The sequence below is a fragment of the Flavobacterium cellulosilyticum genome, from assembly GCF_004349355.1.
GTDB lineage: Bacteria > Bacteroidota > Bacteroidia > Flavobacteriales > Flavobacteriaceae > Flavobacterium > Flavobacterium cellulosilyticum.
In genome coordinates this window covers 126,772-150,083 of sequence record NZ_SMFK01000001.1, presented here as the reverse complement: position 1 = coordinate 150,083, position 23,312 = coordinate 126,772, and the positions used below count along the sequence as shown (strand labels likewise).

12 protein-coding genes are annotated in these 23,312 nt (G+C 33.3%); 1 reads left to right on the top strand and 11 read right to left on the bottom strand.

Annotated features, from left to right (window positions below):
* Positions 1-21: 21 nt before the first annotated feature.
* The 11 genes from E0F76_RS00595 to E0F76_RS00545 all read right to left on the bottom strand — a co-directional run bounded on the left by E0F76_RS00595 (position 22) and on the right by E0F76_RS00545 (position 20,165).
* Positions 22-4,503 (bottom strand): gliding motility-associated C-terminal domain-containing protein, encoded by a 4,482-nt coding sequence (locus E0F76_RS00595; protein ID WP_132000399.1) that lies wholly within the window; start codon positions 4,501-4,503, stop codon positions 22-24.
* Positions 4,504-5,254: 751 nt separating this feature from the next.
* The gene (locus tag E0F76_RS00590; protein WP_132000398.1) at positions 5,255-6,463 is read right to left on the bottom strand and encodes a BaiN/RdsA family NAD(P)/FAD-dependent oxidoreductase; all 1,209 of its coding nucleotides are present in this window, start codon (positions 6,461-6,463) and stop codon (positions 5,255-5,257) included.
* A gap of 425 nt (positions 6,464-6,888) precedes the next feature.
* On the bottom strand, positions 6,889-7,296 hold the full coding sequence (locus E0F76_RS00585) for a GxxExxY protein (protein WP_132000397.1): 408 nt from the start codon (positions 7,294-7,296) through the stop codon (positions 6,889-6,891).
* Positions 7,297-7,441: 145 nt separating this feature from the next.
* The gene (locus tag E0F76_RS00580; protein ID WP_132000396.1) at positions 7,442-8,128 is read right to left on the bottom strand and encodes a glycerophosphodiester phosphodiesterase; all 687 of its coding nucleotides are present in this window, start codon (positions 8,126-8,128) and stop codon (positions 7,442-7,444) included.
* A 106-nt stretch (positions 8,129-8,234) separates the two neighbouring features.
* On the bottom strand, positions 8,235-9,881 hold the full coding sequence (locus E0F76_RS00575) for an alpha-amylase family glycosyl hydrolase (RefSeq protein WP_132000395.1): 1,647 nt from the start codon (positions 9,879-9,881) through the stop codon (positions 8,235-8,237).
* Between the two features lie 80 nt (positions 9,882-9,961).
* Positions 9,962-12,331 (bottom strand): glycoside hydrolase family 31 protein, encoded by a 2,370-nt coding sequence (locus tag E0F76_RS00570; RefSeq protein ID WP_132000394.1) that lies wholly within the window; start codon positions 12,329-12,331, stop codon positions 9,962-9,964.
* Between the two features lie 62 nt (positions 12,332-12,393).
* The gene (locus E0F76_RS00565) at positions 12,394-14,226 is read right to left on the bottom strand and encodes a glycoside hydrolase family 13 protein (RefSeq protein ID WP_132000393.1); all 1,833 of its coding nucleotides are present in this window, start codon (positions 14,224-14,226) and stop codon (positions 12,394-12,396) included.
* 105 nt (positions 14,227-14,331) lie between these two features.
* Positions 14,332-16,638, bottom strand: a complete 2,307-nt coding sequence (locus E0F76_RS00560) for a glycoside hydrolase family 65 protein (RefSeq protein ID WP_132000392.1) — start codon at positions 16,636-16,638, stop codon at positions 14,332-14,334.
* Positions 16,639-16,670: 32 nt separating this feature from the next.
* A complete protein-coding gene (gene pgmB / locus E0F76_RS00555; protein WP_132000391.1) occupies positions 16,671-17,330 on the bottom strand; it encodes a beta-phosphoglucomutase in 660 nt (219 codons plus the stop codon).
* Positions 17,323-18,858, bottom strand: a complete 1,536-nt coding sequence (locus E0F76_RS00550) for an MFS transporter (RefSeq protein ID WP_132000390.1) — start codon at positions 18,856-18,858, stop codon at positions 17,323-17,325. Before E0F76_RS00550 ends, pgmB begins: the two co-directional genes overlap by 8 nt.
* 263 nt (positions 18,859-19,121) lie before the next feature.
* A complete protein-coding gene (locus tag E0F76_RS00545) occupies positions 19,122-20,165 on the bottom strand; it encodes a LacI family DNA-binding transcriptional regulator (RefSeq protein WP_132000389.1) in 1,044 nt (347 codons plus the stop codon).
* A 225-nt stretch (positions 20,166-20,390) separates the two neighbouring features.
* Here E0F76_RS00545 and E0F76_RS00540 point away from each other — a divergent pair, with 225 nt between their 5' ends.
* Positions 20,391-23,309: a SusC/RagA family TonB-linked outer membrane protein gene (locus tag E0F76_RS00540; protein WP_132000388.1), complete on the top strand. Its 2,919-nt coding sequence runs from the start codon at positions 20,391-20,393 to the stop codon at positions 23,307-23,309.
* Positions 23,310-23,312 lie beyond the last annotated feature (3 nt).

Below are 23,312 nucleotides of genomic sequence, written 5' to 3'. Positions count from 1 at the left end.
TGGAGCTTTTATTATTTTAAATTATCGAGATATAAATACCCAACCTACTTTTGATTTGCCGCCTTTTATTTCGGCTACATAAAAATAGGTTCCATCAGGGAGACGTTCTCCTTTATTATTGGCTCCATCCCATTGACTAGTATAATTAGTGTAACTATTAACTTCTCTTCCGTATCTATTAAACAACTGAAGTCTTTCAACCTCGCAACCACTAAGGTTAAACGTATTGTTGTAAGAATCATTATTTGGAGTAATGACATTTGGGAATAAGCACATAGTGTTAATTATCGCTCCTTTTTTGTACTCACAATTATTTGAATCTTTTATTGTGATGGTATAATCACCTGGAGCTAGATTTGTAAACGAAGGATTTGTAGTAAATGAACTATTGTTAACACTGTACTGAAAAGGAGCTAAGCCATTTAAGGGATTGCTTATTTCAATAATTCCATCTGGCCTGCCATTAACCACATCTGTAGTTTTAATAGTGAATGCTGTTGGAGATTGATTAACAATAATGCTCATTGTAGTTGTAATTGCGCATTGACCAGTTGTTGGTGTAAATGTATAAGTGGTTGTAGTAGTATTATTCATAGCAGGCGACCATGTTCCAGTTATGCCATTAATTGATGTAGTTGATAATGATTCTAAAGCAGTATTAGAACAAATTGGGGCAATTTGAGTGAATGTCGGAATTGCATTTGGAATAACTGTAACATTCATTGTAGTGCCAATAGCGCATTCGTTTGGAGCTGGTGTAAATGTATAAATTCCAGATGCCAGATTATTTACAACTGCTGGGTTCCAAGTTCCTGTAACTCCATTTGTTGATACAAGAGGTAATGATGGCCTTGTTGCACCCGAACAAATTGGAGAAATAGCTGTAAAATTTGAAGTAAGAATTGGTTTAACTGTAATAGTTAAAGCTGTTGTTGTAGCACATTGGTTAGCATTAGGAGTAAAGGTATAATTTCCAGAAACTGTGTTGCTAATAATAGAAGGACTCCAAGTTCCAGTAATTCCATTTGTTGAAGTACTAGGTAATAATGGAGCTGTACCGTTGATGCAAATTGAAGGAACGATATTGAAAACGGGTACTATTGTATTGACGTTTATACTTAATGATGCTTTCCTTGCACAAATGCCAGCAGTAGGAATGAATGTATAAGAAGCTGAAGTTATATTGCTTACAATCGTTGGACTCCAAGTTCCTGTAATTCCATTAGTCGAAATTGTAGGTAAACTAGGTGCTACAGATTCATAACAAACATCTGGAATAGCATTAAAAGTCGGAACAATATTTGGGTTTACAGTTACTGTTAATACAGTTGTTGTTGCGCAGATACCAGTAGTTGGTGTAAAAGTATAAGTTGTTGTTGCTGTATTATTAATTACTGGTGACCAAGTTCCTGTAATTGCATTATTCGAAGTTGTTGGCAAAGGAGCTAATGTATCACCTGAACAAATTGGCCCAACTGAATTAAAAGTTGGAGTTGCTTTTTGATTTACGACAATAGTCATTGTAGAAGGAGTGGTGGTGCATTGTCCTGTAGTTGGTGTAAAAGTATACGTTGTAGTTGCTGTATTATTCATTGCAGGCGACCAAATTCCAGTAACACCATTATTCGAAGTAGTAGGCAAAGGAGCTAAAGTTTCTCCTGAACAAATTGATGCAATTGAATTAAAAGTGGGTGTTACTTTTTGATTCACGACAATTGTCATTGTAGCTGGAGTAGTGGTACATTGTCCTGTAGTTGGTGTAAAAGTATAAGTTGTTGTAGCCGTCTTATTCATTGCAGGTGACCAATTTCCAGTAACACCATTATTCGAAGTAGTAGGCAAAACAGCTATAACTTCACCAGAACATATTGGGGCCACTTGCGTGAAAGTTGCCACAATCGGATTTACGACAATTGTCATTGAAGCTGGACTAGTTGCACATTGTCCTGTAGTTGGTGTAAAAGTATAAGTTGTTGTTGCTGTATTATTCATTGCAGGCGACCAAGTTCCGGTAACACCATTATTCGAAGTAGTAGGCAAAGGAGCTAAAGCTTGACCAGAACATATTGGAGCCACTTGCGTGAAAGTTGCCATAATCGAATTTACTACAATAGTCATTGTAGCCGGACTAATAGTGCATTGTCCTGTATTTGGTGTAAAAGTATAGGTTGTTGTTGCCGTATTATTCAGAGCAGGTGACCAAGTTCCGGTAACACCATTATTCGAAGTAGTAGGCAAAGGAGCTAAAGCTTCACCAGAACATTTTGGTGCCACTTGCGTGAAAGTTGCCACTAATGGGTTCACGACAATTGTCATTGTAGATGGACTAGTAGTGCATTGTCCTGTATTTGGTGTAAAAGTATAGGTTGTTGTTGCCGTATTATTCAGAGCAGGCGACCAAGTTCCAGTAACATTATTATTCGAAGTAGTAGGCAAAGGAGCTAAAGCTTCACCGGAACATATTGGAGCCACTTGCGTGAAAGTTGCCACTAATGGGTTCACGACAATTGTCATTGTAGATGGACTAGTGGCACATTGTCCTGTAGTTGGTGTAAAAGTATAAGTGGTTGTAGCCGTATTATTCATTGCAGGCGACCAAGTTCCGGTAACACCATTATTCGAAGTAGTAGACAAAGAAGCTAAAGCTTGACCAGAACATATTGGAGCCACTTGTGTAAAAGTTGGCATAGTAGGATTTACTACAATAGTCATTGTTGTTGGAGTAGTAGTACATTGTCCAGGTGTTGGCGTAAACGTATAAGTTGTAGATGCTGTATTGTTTATTGCAGGCGACCAAGTTCCTGTAACACCATTATTCGAAGTAGTAGGCAAAGGAGCTAAAGCTTCACCAGAACATATTGGAGCCACTTGCGTGAAAGTTGCCACAATCGGATTTACGACAATTGTCATTGAAGCTGGACTAGTGGCACATTGTCCTGTAGTTGGTGTAAAAGTATAGGTTGTTGTTGCTGTATTATTCATTGCAGGCGACCAAGTTCCGGTAACACCATTATTCGAAGTAGTTGGCAAAGGAGCTAAAACTTCACCAGAACATATTGGGGCCACTTGTGTAAAAGTTGGCATAGTAGGATTAACTACAATAGTCATTGTTGTTGGAGTAGTAGTACATTGTCCAGGTGTTGGCGTAAACGTATAAGTTGTAGTTGCTGTATTGTTTATTGCAGGCGACCAAGTTCCGGTAACACCATTATTCGAAGAAGTCGGCAAAGGGGCTAAAACTTCGCCAGAACATATTGGAGCCACTTGCGTGAAAGTTGCCACAATCGGATTTACGACAATTGTCATTGTAGATGGACTAGTAGCACATTGTCCTGTAGTTGGTGTAAAAGTATAAGTTGTTGTTGCTGTATTATTCATTGCAGGCGACCAAGTTCCGGTAACACCATTATTCGAAGTAGTTGGCAAAGGAGCTAAAACTTCACCAGAACATATTGGGGCCACTTGTGTAAAAGTTGGCATAGTAGGATTAACTACAATAGTCATTGTTGTTGGAGTAGTAGTACATTGTCCAGGTGTTGGCGTAAACGTATAAGTTGTAGTTGCTGTATTGTTTATTGCAGGCGACCAAGTTCCGGTAACACCATTATTCGAAGTAGTCGGCAAAGGGGCTAAAACTTCGCCAGAACATATTGGTGGGATTGCTGGTAAAAAAATGGCCGATAAAGGGTTTACAATTATTTGTAGTGTAGTAGGTAATGCACATTGTCCTAATGAAGGTGTAAATATATAACTTCCTGAATTTGTATTGCTTACGGTGCTTGGACTCCAAGTCCCAACGATACCATTGTTAGAAATATTTAATAATAGTGGAGGGGTGTTGTTTGAACAAATTGATTTTGGTAATGTGAAAGTAGGGGTAACATTATTAATGACATAAATGGTTAATGAAAAATTATTAGCACATTGACCGGCATCAGGTGTGAAAATATAGGTGTTTGTTGCAGTATTACTTACCACTGAAGGACTCCAAGACCCTTTAATTCCATTTGTTGATGTTGTTGATAAAATTGGAGCAAAACCACCATTACAGATTGCAAATACAGTTGCATCAAAAGTTGGAATAATTTTTTTCGTTACGATAACAGATATGGTATTCTGAAAAGTTGAAGCAGCAGCATCGGTATAAGTTACAATGTAATCTCCAGCATCAGCTTCTTTGATGTTATTTATAATTGGATTTTCGGCAGTTGAAACAAAACCATTTGGACCAGTCCAACTAAAGGATGTGTATGGAGCAACTCCTCCGCTTGGATTTGCGATCAGTGTTATGTTGTCGCCTTCGCAAGCAATTACTGTTGAGGCTAAAGTATTTGTTAAAAAAGCATTTGAATTATTATTTAATAATGAAATAGGTGAAATCAAATGAATAATAAATGCTTCTTTTAAATCATTTGTGTTATTTTTATTTTTTAAACTATTGGCAAATGAATAGAGAGTAAATAGGTTTAAAAATATAGCGATTAACAAGTAATTTTTTTTCATTTACTATAGGATATTAGTTGATTTACTGTAGAACCGTAAAGAAATTATTTAAATATAAATTTTATAATTCGTTGAATAATTTTAATGTCTGATAAAACATGTATTTTCAAAATTACGATTAATTTATTTATGACTATAAAGATTTTGCCAAAATAAAACTACAAGTTAAAGCCATTTGAAAGTTAAATTCACGAACCGTTATAAATATTTTTTTTAAGGTACTTTTTCCATTTATTTGAAATCTAGAATTCGTTAATTTATTGGTTAGATTTTGCAGAAGAATTTTACATAAATTGATTCATTTGGTATCTTCTTAAATATTCTAAACCAGTGTTAAACTTTCTCTAATTGACTTGTTTGATTGTATTTTTTGTATCGCTTTACATTTGCCAAACCAGATCCAATTGTTTTTGATATAACAAATAGAATGTTTCCCGATACATTAAGGATTACAAAATATGAATCGGTATCTTATAAAGTGATTAAGAACTAAATGTTTTTCTAATTTTAATTTGATTTAAAATTTAAATTAGTAGCATGACTATTCTGAAATAAGGTAAGATTTTATTTAAAGTCAAATATTGCCACTTGATGCAAATAGGATAAATTATTTCTTATTGATGAATGTAGCAACCTCCTAAAATTTGAATTCCAAATCACGTCTCAATACTAAAACTAATAAAATTCAGAATGAAATAATTTTATTAAGATGTTTGTATCAAAACTTTACTAAATAAATATACAAAAAATACTATACTGCATTCGCTAAAATAAAACCACTTGTCCAAGCATTTTGAAAGTTAAATCCTCCTGTTATTGCATCTATGTTAACGATTTCCCCTGCAAAGTAGAGGTTTTCGTGCAGTTTGCTTCCCATGGTTTTAAAATTAATTTCCTTTAAGTCAATACCTCCTGCCGTGACAAATTCTTCTTTAAAAGTACTTTTGCCATTTACTTGAAAAATTCCTTTTGTAAGTTGATTAGATAAAGCTTGAATTTGAACTTTAGACAAATCCGCCCATTTAGTTTCTTCTTGAATATTAGATGCTAAGACTAAACTTTCCCACAAACGATTGGTGAGATCAAATGGTGATTTTTTGGAAACCATTTTTTTAGCTTGTTCTTGTTTTAATTTTTTTAATTGCTGCTCAATTTCCTCAGAATCACTATCATTCAACCAATTGACAAAAATAGTAAACTGATATTTTTTTTCGGATAAAATTCGTGCACCCCAAGCAGATAGTTTTAAAATCGCAGGACCACTCATTCCCCAATGTGTGATCAATAAAGGACCTGTTGAGGTAAGTTTGCTGTCTTTTACTTTTATTGAAACTTGTGCCGAAACTCCAGGCAATTCTTTAATTCTAGCATCTTTGATATTAAATGTAAACAGGGAAGGAACGGGATTTACGATGGCGTGGCCAAAAGTTTGTAACATTTCCCATATTTTTGGGTTGCTTCCTGTGGCAAGAATTAATTTTTCGGTGATATAATTTTCGTTTTGAGTTTCAATTTTCCACAAGTTGTCTTTTTTGAAAATAGATTGCACGCTTTGCCCAGTTAATACTGTAATGCCCAGTTTTTGGGTGGCTTGAAGAAAACAATCAATTATAGTTTGCGATGAATTCGAAACAGGAAACATTCGGCCATCGGCTTCCATTTTAAGTTCGACTCCATGATTATTAAACCATTCTACGGTGTCACCTGAACAAAATTGATGGAAAGGACCTCGCAATTCTTTCTCGCCACGGGGATAAAATTTCACCAACTCATTGGGTTCAAAACAGGCGTGAGTAACGTTGCATCTTCCACCTCCAGAAACACGAACTTTAGATAAGACTTCACTTCCGCGTTCAAGAATAGCTACTTTACATTTTGGATTTTTTTCTACAATATTGATTGCCGTAAAAAACCCTGCAGCTCCACCACCAATAATTAGTATGTCAAAATTTGAGTTCATTTTTTAAACCTTTAGGAGTTTCGATTTATTAAGTTTTACTTTTCTTAAACCACTAAGAAATATAAGAAAAATTAAGTTTAGTTGTGTGTGAGTATTTTGAAATATTTTTTAAACCTTTAAGAGTTTCTATTTATTAAGTTTTACTTTTCTTAGACCATTAAGAAATATAAGAAAAATTAAGTTTAGTTGTGTGTGAGTATTTTGAAATATTTTTTAAACCTTTAAGAGTTTCTATTTATTAAGTTTTACTTTTCTTTGACCATTAAGAAATATAAGAAAAATTAAGTTTAGTTGTGTGTGAGTATTGTGAAATATTTTTTAAACAATTAAGTGACTTTAGATTTGTTAAGTATGGTTGCCTGCGAGTACTGTAACAAAAACGTTAATTATTTTTAAACCATTAAGAGAGTTAAGGTTTATTAAATTTAATCGTCAGCAAGTCTGGAAAAATATTCATTTATTAATGGTTTGGTAGATTTTGATATGTTGGTAGTATTAAAATTGATGAGTAATCCTTGCGGAATACTTAATAGTTTCATGTAAGTTAATAGTTTGGCTTCATCTATTGGGTGAAATTTTTCAACTGTTTTCAACTCGACGATGATACAATCATTTACTAATAAATCCAATCTCAATGGATTTGATAGTTCTAAATCATAATAATCGATTTCTATATTTATTTGTTGTTTAACATTGTACCCGTTTTTTTCTAGTTCATATTTTAAACATTCTTCATAAATTTTCTCCAACAAACCTGGACCTAGTTTTTTGTGAACTTTTATGGCAAATCCAATAATTTCATAAGATAATTGCGTTATTTCTTTTTTAGTCATCAATCAAATTATTTACATTCATACTTAACTTTCTTAATGGTTTAAAATAAATAGTTGTTTAAAAAACTCGAAATACTTTTTTTAGTCAACAATCTGATTATTTACAATAAAACTTAATTTACTTAACTTTCTTAATGGTTTAAAATTAAATCCTATCAGGAAAATTAGAAATGATTCCGTTTACTTTGAATGATTTTATATTTAAAATTGCTTCTTCAGAGTTCACTGTCCAAGGAAAAACCTGGAAGCCATTTTCTTGTTGCAAAGCTACATTTTCTTTTGTTAGCAATGTGTAATCGGGATTAATGGAATAGGCTTTTATTTTTTTGGCGAAAGCCAACGCCTCTTCAATAGACTCTTCAGTCAAAACACCAATTCGAATATTCGGGTTTAACAATCTAGTTTCTTCTAACATTTTCCAATCAAAACTGGAAATAAGGAAATTATCGTGATGCCAACCTTTTTCTTTACTATAAAAACTTATTAAATCGATAACGGGTTTCGCAGTGCCAATTCCTTTGAGTTCAATATTGATAAAACAGTGTTGTTTGACCATATCGAAAACTTCGATTAAAGTTGGAATTTCTTTAGAATTGTGAATTTTAAAAGCTTTCAATTCTTTTAGAGACATTTTGTTCACTTCTCCTCTACCGTTTGTGGTTCGGTCGATGGTTTCGTCGTGCATAACAATTAATACACCATCTGAACTTAAATGCACATCGAGCTCAATGCCATCGGCTTTCAAATCAATTGCTTTTTGAAAGGAAATTAAGGTGTTCTCAGGTTCGTAACCAGAAGCGCCACGGTGAGCTATTTTGAGAATTTTATTCATTTCATTTAATTTAATGTAAATATATTAAAGAAAAATCGCAAAGTTCTCAAAGCGTTAATTTACTTTGAGAGCTTTGCGAATAGGTGTAAATTCTTTGATTTCTAGTTTATTTTTCCAGTAACAAAATAGCATATTCAGTATCAATACTAACTTTTCCATTCAAAACTACAGTTGATATTCCAGAATAAGCATCTCTTACTTTAGTTCCGTCTTTAAAAATAGCTCCCACTGAAATCTCTTTTTCTCCAATTGCTAAGTCCAATCCAACAACTACGTTATCTGTGTAGTTATCTTTAGTATAAGTTCTGCTAAAAACATAAGGACTTGCTGTAATTTCTTGATGAATTCCTGCTCCAATTGAAGGATGTTTTTTTCTGAAATTGCCTAATTTCTGCCAATGCAATAGTACTTTTTGAGTTGTAAGATTTGTCTTTATGGCAGCCCAATTCATCATCGATCGTAAGGTTGCATCACCTGTAGTGCCTGCTATTTCAAGTGATCGAGCACTTTCATCACCATAATACACTTGCGAAATTCCAGGTGCTAGCAGTAGTTTAGTTCCTGCTTCGATGGTTTTTTCTCTCTTTTTATCAAAAGGAGTACCATCATCGTGTGAGGTCAAATAATTCATTACGGTCAAGCCTTTTAATTCTGAATTTAAAATAGTCGAATATTTTGAGAAGATTTCTTCATACGATTTATTGGCATCGCCTTTGAAATCAAAATTGATTAATCCATTGAATCCGTTTTCGAAATAATTTACTTTTTTATCTCCAAAATCATACCATTGCTTAGCTTTAATGCCATAACCATACACTTCTCCAACCAAGAAAAAAGCATTGTTGTCTAATACCTTATTTGGATTTATTTGTTTGTATTCAGTAAAAGCATTTTTGCAAACTACTGAAAAATCGGCCCAAACATTTTCATAAGTGTGTTTCACGGTATCCACACGATAACCGTCAATTCCATAGTTGGTTATATAATCGGACAACCATTTCATAATATAATATCTTGGTGCTCTTGGATAGCCTGTTTTTTTGAAAAAGGCGTCTAACTCAGCGACTTCTTTTTCATAACGACCTTCTTTTTTCCATTTTTCAATGAGCATTAGAGGTAAATCTACATTCTCATTACTTTCGGTTTTAACATCCGGGAGGTTATCAACTAAAGTGCAATTAATATAAGTGTCATATGATTTGTAGGTGCATTTTGGAGTAGTACGAACCCACTCATCAGGATATGCAGGATCTTCCTCAGTTACAGGTCCTGTATGGTTGATAACAGCGTCAAGCATGATCCGAATTCCTTTAGCATGTGCTTTTTGGACTAATTCAGCTAAATCTTTTTTTGTTCCAAAATTAGGGTCTAAAGCAGACCAATCTTTTGCCCAATAGCCATGAAATGCATATGTGTAACCTGTTCCTTCATCGACTCCGTCGTGTATTTGTTCTACAATTGGCGTCATCCAAATAGCATTAATTCCTAATTTTTCAAAGTAACCTTCGTTTAATTTTTGAATTACACCTCTAATATCTCCACCCTCAAAACCTCGCAATTTATCTGCTGGTTTATTTCTGTTATAGGTGTGGTCATTGGTTTTATCCCCATTATTAAACCGGTCCACTAATAGAAAATAGACATTGGCATTTTCCCAAACGAATGGGGTTTTTGTTTCACTTTTATTTTGTTTTGTTGAAGAACAGCTTGTGAATAAAAGAGAAATAGTTAAAAGCAAGATTAATTTTTTCATAGATTTTTTTTTAAAATATCATTAAAGAATTAAGGTTCATTATCTATTTCTTAATTTTCTAAATGGTTTGACGTTTTTTTTTATAGTTGTATTTTTATTTCAACACCAGTTCCTTTTTTCCATGAAACAGGAATTTCAACTGTGTTTTTATTTGCTTTGAATGCTACAATTTTTCCATCGACAGTAATGGTTTTGGCTTTTATATTGTGAATGATCAAATTTACATTTTTGTCAGCAGATTGAAAGTTTTTTCCAATTTCTGAATCCAATTTCAGGACAATTACTTTGCCATTACCATTGAAATTGCCATTGAAATTTAATAGTTCATATTCTCCTTTTTCGAAAGTAAAAGTAGTTGTCCCATTATCATTGTACAGGTTTCCTGAACTGTTTGTAGTTTTTGCATCAAAATAATAGTGCAAATCAAAGTTGTCTAAAGAATATTTCGATGTGTTTAGGATTGTTTTTATCATTGGAATAAAAGCGCCACCACGAACATAAACTGGAATATGGTCTTCAACAACCGAAACAGTTGCAGTAGTTCCAGCCATTTGTTTTTCGTCCGTATAAAAATCATACCAATTGTTGTTTTTAGGAAAATAGATAGTAGTTGAAGTTATACCCGGTTTTGTAATTGGCGTAACCAAAAAGTCATTTCCCCATAGATAGCTTTCGCAAACGGTAGCTAATTTCGGATTATTAGGTTCTTCAAAAAACAATGGACGCATTAATGGTGTTCCTTTTTGACTGTTTTCGAAAGCCAAGGTGTAATTATAAGGTAATAATTGGTAACGCAATTCCACTTGTTTTTTGGCTTTGGCTTTGGTTATTATATCTTTATAAACAGGTTCCGAAGCAACATCTTCCTGCGCATGTGGTCGAAAAATAGGTTGAAAAACTCCATATTGCAACCAACGGATATACAATTCATTGTCGAAATAATCCCCAGCAAAACCACCTAAATCGGAGTGCATATAGCCCATTCCTTGCATTCCCATTTGCAGTGCAATCTCAGTTTGGGATTGCAATCCACCCCAAGAGCGGCTCACGTCACCAGACCATGGCATCATGCCAAAACGTTGCGAGCCAGAAAATCCAGCGCGCATCAAGATAAACGGACGTACCTTTGGAAAATCTTTTTTATAACCTTCTGCAATTAATTTTGCCCAGTTGTGACCATAAATATTATGAACTTCATCTGCTTTTCCAGCTGCAGTTCTAGCTTCAGATGGAAATACTTCGGGTTCACCCAAATCTCCCCAAAGGCCACCAACACCTTGATTGATTAAGTTTTTATAAATATTCCAAAACCAAGATGCTCCCTCAGGTTTAAATATGTCTATGATACCAGTGTTGCCAAAATAGAAATCATATTGAAATGGATTCCCTTTGTCATCCGTTGCCAAGATTTTTTTATCAACTGCTTCCTGCCATTTACTGGAAGTAGTTAAGACAAATGGTTCCGTTATTAGCACCGTTTTCACTCCTTTAGCATTCAAATCGGCAATCATTTTTGTTGGATGTGGAAATTTGTCTTTATCCCAAGCCAAATTCCCCATTGTTCCCTTTACTTCTTTGCCAAACCAATATAAATCTAGGATTATGGCATCGACAGGAATTTTATCATCTTCAAATTTTTTGATTGTTTTCTCGACTTCTTCTTGCGAATGATACCCAAAACGACTGGAGAAATTTCCCAAAGTCCATCTTGCAGGTAAAGGTTGTTTTCCGGTTAAATCAGTATAATTAGAAATTAAATCGGTCCAAGAATCGCCTACAATTACTTGGTAGGTTTTTCTGCCAGAAATCGTTTCATATTCTAATGTATTGTCTTTTTTGCTGTCTAAATCTAAGTAACCAATAGCGGAATTATCAAAATGAACCGCGTATATTTTTGAGGATAAAACCATCGGAATACAGAAATTCATTAAGTCAGCATGCGTTTCGTAGCCATAACTGGCACGATTGTATAATTGCAAACGATTTCCACGGCGGTTCATTCCCAAAGCGCGTTCGCCACCACCATAAAGTACTTCGGAAGAGTCAATGTTGAAATCTAGTATTTCATTATTGTCTTTTTTAGAATAACCGTTTTTCTCTGAAAACAACAGTTTTTGTTGATTGAAATAAGAAATTTGAAACGGGAATTTTTGGATGGAAACTACAATTCCAGAAGTTGAAAGTGTAATTGATTTTTTATTTTCGGAAACCTTTGAAGCTCTCTTTTTTGGAGTTAAAACGACAGCTTCAGAAATTGGATTGAAACTTTGTCCCTTTGGAATAAAAGAGGTTTCAATAATTTTATCAGAATAGGGTTTTATCAAATAGAAACCATCAGAAGTTGAGATTTCTAAAATGCCTTTATTTTCTTTGCAACTGATGAATTTTCTGTTTGCATTTTGGGCAAAGGAAAGCGAAGTTATAAATAATAAGAAAAATATTTTTTTCATTTAAAATGATTTTAAACCTGATAGGATTTTATAAAGTTTCAGGTTTGGTAGGAGTTAATCTATTATTTCAATTCGAGTATTAAAACCGATTTTGGTTCCAAAATAATATCTTTTGTTATATCAATTATTTTTTCAGAAATGACATCTTTTCCAATGGTATAGTTTTTTAAATTTTCTTCAAAACGATCGGTAGCAATAGATTTTGTTTCACTATTGTTGTTGAATAAAACCATCACGCTGTCATTGCTATCATATCGAAAATAGATATAGGTATTGTTTTCTGGAATATAATGGGTCATTTTTCCAAAATGTACGACTGATTTTGTTTTTCTCCAATTAAATAATTTACGGGTAAAATCGAAATATTCGTTTTGACCATCAGTTCTGCCTTTTTTAGTATAAGCATTAATGGTATCGCCTTCCCATCCGCCGGGAAAATCTTGTCGGATATAGGCGTCACCACTGTCTTTGTTTCCGGTCATTCCAATTTCGGAACCATAATACAATTGTGGAATTCCTCGAACTGTAGCAAGAACAGCCATAGTCATTTTGTATTTTTGAATGTCATTTAGATACACATGATTGACACGATGTGTATCATGATTTTCAGCAAAAATTAGCAAATTATTTACATTTGGATACAAAAAATCATTGGCTAAATTGTCGTAGATTCGGATCATTCCTGTTTCCCAATTGCCATCTTCATTGAAAATGGTCAAAAGAGCATCGGATAGAATAAAATCCATTATACTCGGCAAATTGGAATTGAAATTTTGAATTTTTCCAATGGGGCTGTCTTTTTGCCAATACGAAAGTTGGGCTTGATTTCGCATCGATATTTCGCCAACAATATTAAAGTTAGGGTATTCATCCGTTATAGCTTTAGTCCATTTAGCAATGGCTTTTGGTTCAGCATAATTGTAGGTGTCCACTCTAAAACCATCTAAATTGGCGAATTCAATCCACCAAATTGCATTCTGTGTAAGATAGTTTAATACTAACGGATTATTTTGATTCAAATCTGGCATCGTAGGAGCAAACCATCCTTCCATACATATTTTAGTGTCACTTTTCGATGCATGTGTGTCGTGAATAACGGTTCTTTTATGATTGGTTTGAGTATAATTTTCAAACTGATGAATCCAATCTGGAGTGGGTAAATCTTTCATCATCCAATGTTCTTTTCCCCAATGATTGGTCACATAATCCATTACTAATTTCAATTTTCTCTTGTGCATTTCAGATGCTAATCGCGCATAATCGTCATTGGTCCCATAACGTGGATCAATTTTATAAACATCTGTTTGTGCATAAGTATGATAGGAATATGCAGCTTCATTATCTTCGCAAAGCGGTGTGCTCCAAATAGTTGTTGCGCCTAAGTCCTGTATGTAATCTAAATGATTGATAATGCCTTGAATGTCCCCACCATGTCTTCCACCTGGCAATTCTCGATTGTATTTTTCAGTCATTAAAGCATCACTGTCATTATTGGGATTCCCGTTTGAGAAGCGATCTGGCATCAACAAATACATCGTATCTGAGGCATCAAAACTGAGTCGTTGCGCTGAGTTTTCTCTTCGTTTTTTTAGAGAATATAATTGAGTAAAAACTACTTTATTTTTCTCCTTGAAAGTAAAAATAAATTCTGTGGCGGTAACATTTTTAGTGTTTATTGTAATGAAAATATAGTTTGAATTTTCAGTTCTTTTAACATTTAGTATAGTAATCGAATTGGAAACTGAAACCTGATATTTAGCTATGTTTTTTCCGTAAAACATAATTTGTAATTCAGGATTTTGCATTCCTGCATACCAAAAAGGAGGTTCTATTTTTTCAATTTGAGCAAACATAGTAGTAGTTGTAATGATAAGAAGTAAAATTATCTTTTTCATTTGATAAATGATTAATTTCAGAGAAACCTTTTTAAATAAAAATAAGGCAACTAAGAAAATAAGAACGTACTTAATTTTCTTAGTTGCTTATGAGCAAATTATTAATTAAGCATTAGTTAGTAAATTTGCATTTACCAAAACAGATTCTCCATTTACAAAAAGTGTCATATTTTTTGTACCTTCGAGTTCAAACTGTGTTTTAGTATGATTAACAATAACTTTTAAAATTTGATTTCTAAAGTTAATTTTAAAAGTATAACCTGTCCATTCTTTTGGGATTTTAGGAGAAAAATGAAGTGTGTTATCTTTGACTCTCATTCCGCCAAAACCTTCTACAATACTCATCCAAGTTCCTGCCATTGAAGTAATGTGACAACCTTCTTCGACCTCTTTGTTATAATCATCTAAATCTAATCTTGAGGTTCTTAAATAAAAGGTATAGGCCATATCCATTTTGTCTAACTTGGCCGCTTGAATAGAGTGCACGCAAGGAGAAAGGGAACTTTCGTGAACTGTAAATGCCTCATAGAATTCAAAATTGCGTTGTAATTCTTCTTTTGAAAAATGATCTTCAAAGAAATAAAAACATTGTAATACGTCGGCTTGTTTAATATAAGGAGAACGTAGGATTCTATCCCATGACCATTTTTGATTAATAGGTCTTTGGCTTTTATCCAAGTCTTTTACTAACACTAATTCTTTGTCCAAAAAGCCATCTTGTTGCAGATAAATTCCTAATTTTTCAGATTTTGGAAAGTACATATTTCCAGAAACTTTTTTCCAATCTTGTAGTTCAGCATCGGACAATTTTACTTTTTCGACGATTCGTTTATGGTCTGATGGATATTCCAAAGCGACTTTTTGAATTTGTTCGAATGTATAGTCGATGCACCATTTTGCAATAAAATTTGTGTAGAAATTATTGTTTACATTGTTTTCGTATTCGTTGGGTCCCGTAACTCCAAGTATAACAAATTGGTTTTTTTCTTTGGAAAAATTGGCTCTTTGATGCCAAAAACGAGCAATTCCAATTAAGACTTCCAACCCTTTTTCAGGAATATAACTGTAATCGCCTGTAAAACGATAATAGTTATATATAGCAAAAGCAATGGCGCCGTTTCGGTGTATTTCTTCATGAGTGATTTCCCACTCGTTGTGACATTCTTCACCATTCATTGTTACCATAGGATAAAGTGCAGCTCCATTTGTGAAACCTAAATTTTTCTCGGCATTTTCTATGGCTTTATCTAGCTGATTGTAACGATATGTCAATAAATTTCGGGCTACTTGCTGATCTTTGGTCGCCATGTAAAAAGGAATACAATACGCTTCAGTATCCCAATAAGTCGAACCACCATATTTTTCGCCAGTAAACCCTTTTGGACCAATATTTAATCGAGAGTCTTTTCCTAAATAAGTTTGGTTTAACTGAAAAATATTAAAACGAATTCCTTGCTGTGCTTTTACATCACCATCAATTGTGATATCAGACATTTCCCAAATTTTAGCCCAAGCATCGCTTTGTTCGGCTAACATTTGGTCATATCCTTTTGCCAATGCTGTTTTTATAACAGTTTCAGCTGCATTTAACGTGTCATTATGGTTAAGAGAAACGGTGTAGCCACCAATTTTTTGAATGGATGTTTTTTGACCTTGAGCAATAATAACATCGAATGAAAATTGAATTTTATCAGTACCTGTTTTAATATTTGAAGGTGAAATGTTTCCGTTTTTTCCATCTATGAAAATGTTATTTTGCATAAATGTTGTTGCCTTGAAATTGGTTTTTAATGTTTGGGCAGTGACAAAACCTTCATTTCCTGTTCTTTTTACTTCCAGAGTTTCCCAGAATTTTTCGTCCCAGTTGGTGTCTTCATTATGAATTCCTGCGTCTATATAAGGTTTGAAAACTATCTTTGCATCTTTATTTACAGGAGTGATTTCATAATTGATTACACCGACTTCGTCTAAATCTAAGGACAAAAAACGACGAATAGTCACCGAAATTTCGGTTCCATTTTGCAATGTAGCATCAAAGGATCGGTTGTACCAGCCTTCTTTCATATTCAATTCGCGACGGAAGTTATTCACTTCCGTACAGGTTTTCAAATCAAGGTTTTCGTCATTGATTTCAACGTCGATACCAATCCAATTAGGAGCGTTTAGGACTTTTGCAAAATATTTTGGATAGCCATTTTTCCACCAACCTACTTTTGTTTTATCAGGATAATAAATTCCTGCTATATAGCTTCCTTGAAAGCTTTCTCCGGTGTATGTTTCTTCAAAATTAGCGCGTTGTCCCATGGCGCCATTTCCAATACTGAAAAGACTTTCGGACGATTTCACACTTTCTACATCAAATCCTTCTTCAATGATGGACCAATTGTCTGGTTTTATATAATTTTGGTTCATTTTTTATTTTGTTTAAAAGGTTAAAGTTTTTTTTACTTTTTTCTTATTAATTCATCGATAAAAATCGTGTCAATTTCATTGAAATCGTTAAAGATATATTGGGCTTCATGAAGGGTCTCTTTGTCACCAATTCCAATACTGAGCATTCCGCCAATATTTGCCGCTTGAATTCCAGCAACAGAATCTTCAAATACAATTGAATCTTCTGGTTTAGCTCCTAATAACTGAGCAGCAATTAGAAAAACTTCAGGGTCGGGTTTTGCATTAGTAACATCATTACCGTCAACAATGGCATCAAAAAAGGATAAAGTGCCAGTTTTTTCTAATATTGGTCTTGCGTTTTTACTGGCAGAACCCAATGCAATTAATTGATTTTGTTCTTTCAAATAGTTTAAAATAGGCATTACTCCTGGCAAAACTTCACTTTGATTCATATCGACCAAATAGGAAAGATAATCTTCGTTTTTTTGAATGAGCCATTTGTTTTTATCTGCTTGCGAAGCTTCAATTTTTCCGATATCTAGGATGATATCTAAAGAACGTACTCGGCTCACGCCTTTTAATAATTCATTGTGTTCCAATGTGAAATCAATATCAAGTTCGTTGGCGATTTTTTTCCAAGCTAGAAAATGATATTTTGCTGTGTCGACAATTACTCCGTCAAGGTCGAATATAAAAGCTTTTTTAATCATTTGATTTAATTTTAATTTCATCAGTATCAGTAATGGTAAGGGCAATAATTCCGGCAAGTATCATAGAGGCGCCACCAATCAATAGAGCATAAATCGGCTCATTGTTGAAAAATTTGGATACAAGAAATCCTAATATTGAGGCTGCAACTAATTGTGGAATTACTATAAAGAAATTGAAAACACCCATATAATATCCCATTTTATCGGAAGGTAATGAGCCTGAAAGCATGGCATAAGGAATAGATAAAATACTTGCCCAAGCAATTCCGACACCTATCATAGGAAGCCATTCTATTGTAAATGTTGTAGGTTCGGTAATAAAATAAACAGAAATTAATCCTAAGCCACCACAAACTAAGGCAGCAAAATGGGTAAATTTTCTACTGGTGTATTTCGCCAATACAGGTAGTATAAATGCGGCTATTGCAGCGATTAGATTGTAATTAGCAAACATTTCGCCTACTTGATTTGCGCCAGTATTGTAAGCTTCGGATGTAGTGTCAACTGTTTTATATATATGCTGAGTTATAGCAAGTGTGGTGTAAATCCACATAGAGAAAAGCGCAAACCACGAAAAGAATTGCACCCAAGCCAATTGTTTCATGATTTTTGGCATAAACTGAAAATCATTCATTATAGTAATAAAACCATTTTCAGTTTTATTCGATTTTTGCATTAATCCAGAGATTAACATGGCTAATCCGCCAAGGCCAATTAGACCTAATGACAAAACATATAAATCTTTTTTTAGATCAAATTGATAGATAATCAATGAAAATAAGAGACTTACTACTATAAATAAAACACCTTTATTTAAATGTGATTTAGCATTTGCCAAATACCATTCAGATGAATGGGTTTCTTTTTGGAAAACCCTTTCTTTGCTTTTTTCAAAAGCGGCTAATTCTTCAGGAGAATATTCTTTTGAGAATATAACGGTCCATAATACAGTTATAATAAATACGATTCCTCCAAAATAAAAAGAATATTTTACAGAATCTGGAATAATTCCAAGCGGAGCAGTATTGTTAACTCCCAAATGGGTAAAAATTAATGGAAGTTTTGAGGCGAAATAAGCACCTATTCCAATGAAAAAGCTTTGCATTGCAAAACCAGTTGTTCTTTGGGAATCGGGTAAATTGTCTCCAACAAAAGCTCGAAATGGTTCCATTGAAACATTAATAGAAGCATCCATAATCCATAACATTCCAGCTGCAAACCAAAGAAAAGGAGAGTTTGGCATAATAAACAAAGCGGCAGAAGCAAGAATAGCTCCTACTAAAAAGTAAGGTTTTCTTCGGCCTAATTTTGTCCAAGTTCTATCTGAAAAATATCCGATAATAGGCTGGATAATTAACCCTGTTAAAGGTGCGGCAACCCATAAAATGGGAATGTCGTCAATATTTGCACCTAGTGTTTGAAATATTCTACTAACGTTTGAGTTTTGCAGTGCAAAACCCATTTGTATTCCTAGAAATCCGAAACTCATGTTCCAAATTTGCCAGAAACTTAATTTACGCTTTTCCATTATCGTATTTTAAATGAATGTACGATAAGCGCCTTGCTTATCAAAACTAAACTTATTTTTCGAAGTAAAAGTAAAAGTTTTGAATGCTGTAAATATAATAAAGATTTTAGATTTTAGATTTTAGATTTTAGATTTTGTTGAATTTGAAGAGACTACAACGAAATAGTTTGATAAGTTTTAAAATCAAGAGTAATAGCAAAAAACAATGGCAATATCAATTTCAACTTTTTTGAATATTAATATTGCTATTAAAATTGATTTTTTTATTGAGTGGATTCTCTTTCTATCAAATGTGTTTCAATTACAACGGTTTTGTATATTTCCTCTTCTTCCTCTTCATCAAATTCTTTCTCATTATGCACTTCTTCTAATCTTTCGATGAGTACTTTTGCTGCGATATTTCCCATTTCTATTCCGTTTTGTGATACAGTTGTGATAGTTGGAGTAGAATATTTAGAAATAATACCATCAGTAAAAGCGATAACGGCTACATCGTCAGGAACTTTTAATCCCATTTTATTGGCTATTTTTATGATAGTAACGGCAAATAATTCGTTAACTGCTAAAACAGCATCAATAGCTTTATCTTCTAATAGCTTTCCTATTTTTATTTCACAATTATCGACATTTTCAATTTTTATGATCAAATTTTCTTCAAAAGGCAAACCATTTTCAAGCAAAGCTTTTGTATAACCATCCGTTCTTAGTTTACCGACACTTACGTAATCGACCGTTGTCACTAGTGCAATGTTTTTTCTTCCTTTATCAATTAAACTTTGAACGGCTTCATAAGCCGCTAATTCGTCATCTATAATTACTTTGTCGCAATTAATATCTTGAGTAACCCTGTCAAACATTACAACAGGCATTCCTTGATTAATTACTTCAGTAATATGGTGAAAATCTTTTTTTTGTTGGGTTTCCTTAGATAAGGACATGATAAATCCATCGATACTTCCATTAGCAAGTAATTCCATGTTTAATACTTCCTTGTCAAATGAATCGTCAGATAAACAGATGATTACGCTGTAGCCATTTTCATTAGCAATCCTTTCAATGCCATTAATTACTGTTGAGAAAAAATGATGAACGATTTCTGGAATTATAATTCCTATAGTTTTTGTTTTTCTGTTTTTTAAACTTAGTGCAATATTGTTGGGTTTATAATGATAAAATTTGGCAAAAGCCTGAACTCTTAGCCTGGTTTCCTCTCCTATTTCTGGGCTATTTCTCAAAGATTTAGAAACAGTAGAAATGGAAACGTCTAATTCTCTGGCAATTTGTTTTAGGGTAACCTTCTTTTTCATGTTTGGGATTTGAATATAATGACTTTCGTAGTATATGTATATATTAATTTAAATATTAGTAAAAATAAGGCGAAAAACTTCAATAAAATAGAAAGTTTTCAACACTATCACGTTTTCGTTGTCGGTTTAAAAAGTTATATGTCCTCACAATCATAAATTTACTTAATTTTAACACTCGAAGTAAGGGTAAATATAACAATAACCAAATTAATTTAAACTAAAAGTATGAAAACAATTTACAAAAAGTTGTTATTTTTATTACTATTCATGCCAATTTGTGTTCTTGCACAAGGAACATTAAGTGGTACAGTATTGGATTCAAAATCGAATCAGCCAATTCCTGGAGTTAATGTAGTAATTCAAGGTTCTACAATGGGAACACAAACAGATTTTGATGGAAAATATAACTTACCAACATTAAAAAAAGGAGATAAAATAATTTTTTCTTATTTAGGCTATTCTAGTCAGATTATTAGCTTTACAAATCAAGTCACTTTAAATATTAGTCTTGTTGAGGATGCTAATCTTTTGCAAGAAGTTGTTGTTCAAGTAGGATATGGTTCTGTGAGAAAGAAAGATGCTACTGGAGCAGTAGATTTGGTTTCAGCTAAGGACTTTAATAAAGGAGCAATTGTAGGAGTTGAAGGATTGTTGAGCGGTAGAGCGGCAGGTGTTGTTGTTACTTCTTCAGGAACTCCGGGAAATGATCCTGTAATACGAATTCGTGGTGGATCTTCGTTGCTTGCAAGTAATGATCCATTAATAGTTATTGATGGCTTGCCTATTGACGGAGGGCTTTCGGCAATAAACCCCAATGATATTGAATCGTTTTCTATTTTGAAAGATGCATCAGCAACTGCTATTTATGGTAATAGAGGATCAAACGGGGTAATTTTGATTACTACCAAAAGAGGGTCTAAAAAAGAGATGCAAGTTTCTTTCAACACTTTTACTACATTAAATACTTTGGCTAAGAAAATAGATGTTTATTCTGCTGATGAATATAGAACATTGATTAATGAAAAAGCGCCACTTAAAGCCAATCTTTTAGGGAATTCAAAAACAGATTGGCAGAATGAGATTTTTAGTGATTCCTATACTTCGGATATTAATTTATCTGTTATGGGTAATCTGTTTGATAAAGTGCCTTCAAGATTAACTATTGGAAATACAGATAATAGTGGTGTTTTGAATACCTCTAATTTTAAAAGATCTACTGCTTCTATTGCGTTGAATCCTAGTTTTTTAGACGATCATTTAAAATTGAATATTACAGGAAATTATTCTTACACTTTCCGACAAATAGCGGATGAAGGAGCAATAGGAAGTGCGATTTCTTATGACCCAACACAATCGGTTTATAATCCAACTTCTATTTTTAATGGTTATACAGAATGGTTCAATTCAGGTCAGCCAAAAGGGACATCGAATCCAGTGAGTTTGTTAAAAGACAAAAGAAATGTTGCCAATCAATTTAGATTTTTTGGAAACATAAACATCGATTATAAGTTTCATTTCTTACCAGAATTAAAAGCGGTTATAAATGCAGGTATGGATAAACAAGATGGTGATGGTAGTCTAACTATTAACCCATTGTCGAGATCGGGTTATAATAACAATCCAAATTTGCCAACAAATCAAATTGGGTCTTATTCTAATACTTGGTATCATAATAAAAACGAAAATTTAAATGCTCAGTTAAATTATACGAAAGCTATTGGAAAATGGAATGTGGATTTGTTAGCAGGTTATGAGTACCAACAATTTGATTGGCAAAATTATTATTCAGGAAACAAAAAATTATTTGGTTTAGGCGTAAATGAAGAAGCAAAAGAAGACGTTTATACCGATCCAGGTAATAATTTGCAAGCCTTTTTTGGTCGTTTAAATTTAGGATTTAATGATAAATATCTAATGACATTCAATTTTAGACGTGATGGTTCAACTAGGGTTTCTCCAGTAAATAAATGGGCTAATTTTCCAGGGGTTGCTTTTGCTTGGAAAATGAAAGAAGAAAGTTTTCTTAGAGATTCTAAAACTTTTTCTGATTTAAAATTAAGATTAAGTTATGGAGAGACAGGGCAGCAAAATTTAGGAACATCTCTAGCATGGATAAAAAAATATAGTACATCTAAAAATAACTATTATCAATTTGGTAACGAATTTGTTGTTATCTCTAAACCTGATGGTTATAACGAAAGTTTAAAATGGGAAAGAAGTGCTAAATACAATGCTGGATTGGATTTTGGGTTTATCGATAATAGGTTAAAAGGATCTATAGATGGGTATTTTTCTAAAACGACTGATTTGTTTGCTAACACTAAATTAGGAGCGCTACAGAACTTAGGGGTTTATGGACCAACAAATATTGGATCTCTTGAATCAAAAGGTATTGATTTTGGATTGAATTATGACGCCGTTCAAAAGGATAATTTCACCTTAGGAATTAATTATAACTTTACTTACAATAAAACAAAGATCACTGCTTTAGCTACAGATAATGATCCACAAGGAGGTGTTGGTTTAGGTGCTTTTGTACAAACACATACCATTGGATTGTCTCCTTTTTCATTTAGAGTTTATGAGCAGGTTTATACTCCAGAAGGAAGACCTATAGAAGGAGTTTTTGTAGATAGAAATGGAGATGGAAAAATAGATAGTAGTGATCAGTATAATTATCATAAACCACAAGCCGATATAACAATGGGGCTTATGTTTAATGGGACACTATATAAAAATTGGGATTACTCTATGGCATGGAGAGCAAGTTTAGGGAATTATGTATATGATGACGTAAATGCCGGTAGAGCTTTCTTAGGTACAATTAACGATACTTTCAATCAAACTATTAATAATTCACCAATAGATTACAGCAACACCAGCTTTATAGCGGCTTCAAAACAATCTGATTATTATATAAAAAATGCATCTTTTTTAAAATTAGATAATATTACAATAGGATATAATTTTAAATCTGTATTTCAAACGGATAAATATTCATTGAGGTTATATGGTGGTGTTCAGAATGTATTGACTATTACAGATTACAAAGGTATTGATCCTGAGGTTTTCAACAATGGAATTGATGGAACAATCTTCCCAAGAGCAAGAATGTTTATGTTGGGTGTGAATGCAAATTTTTAATAT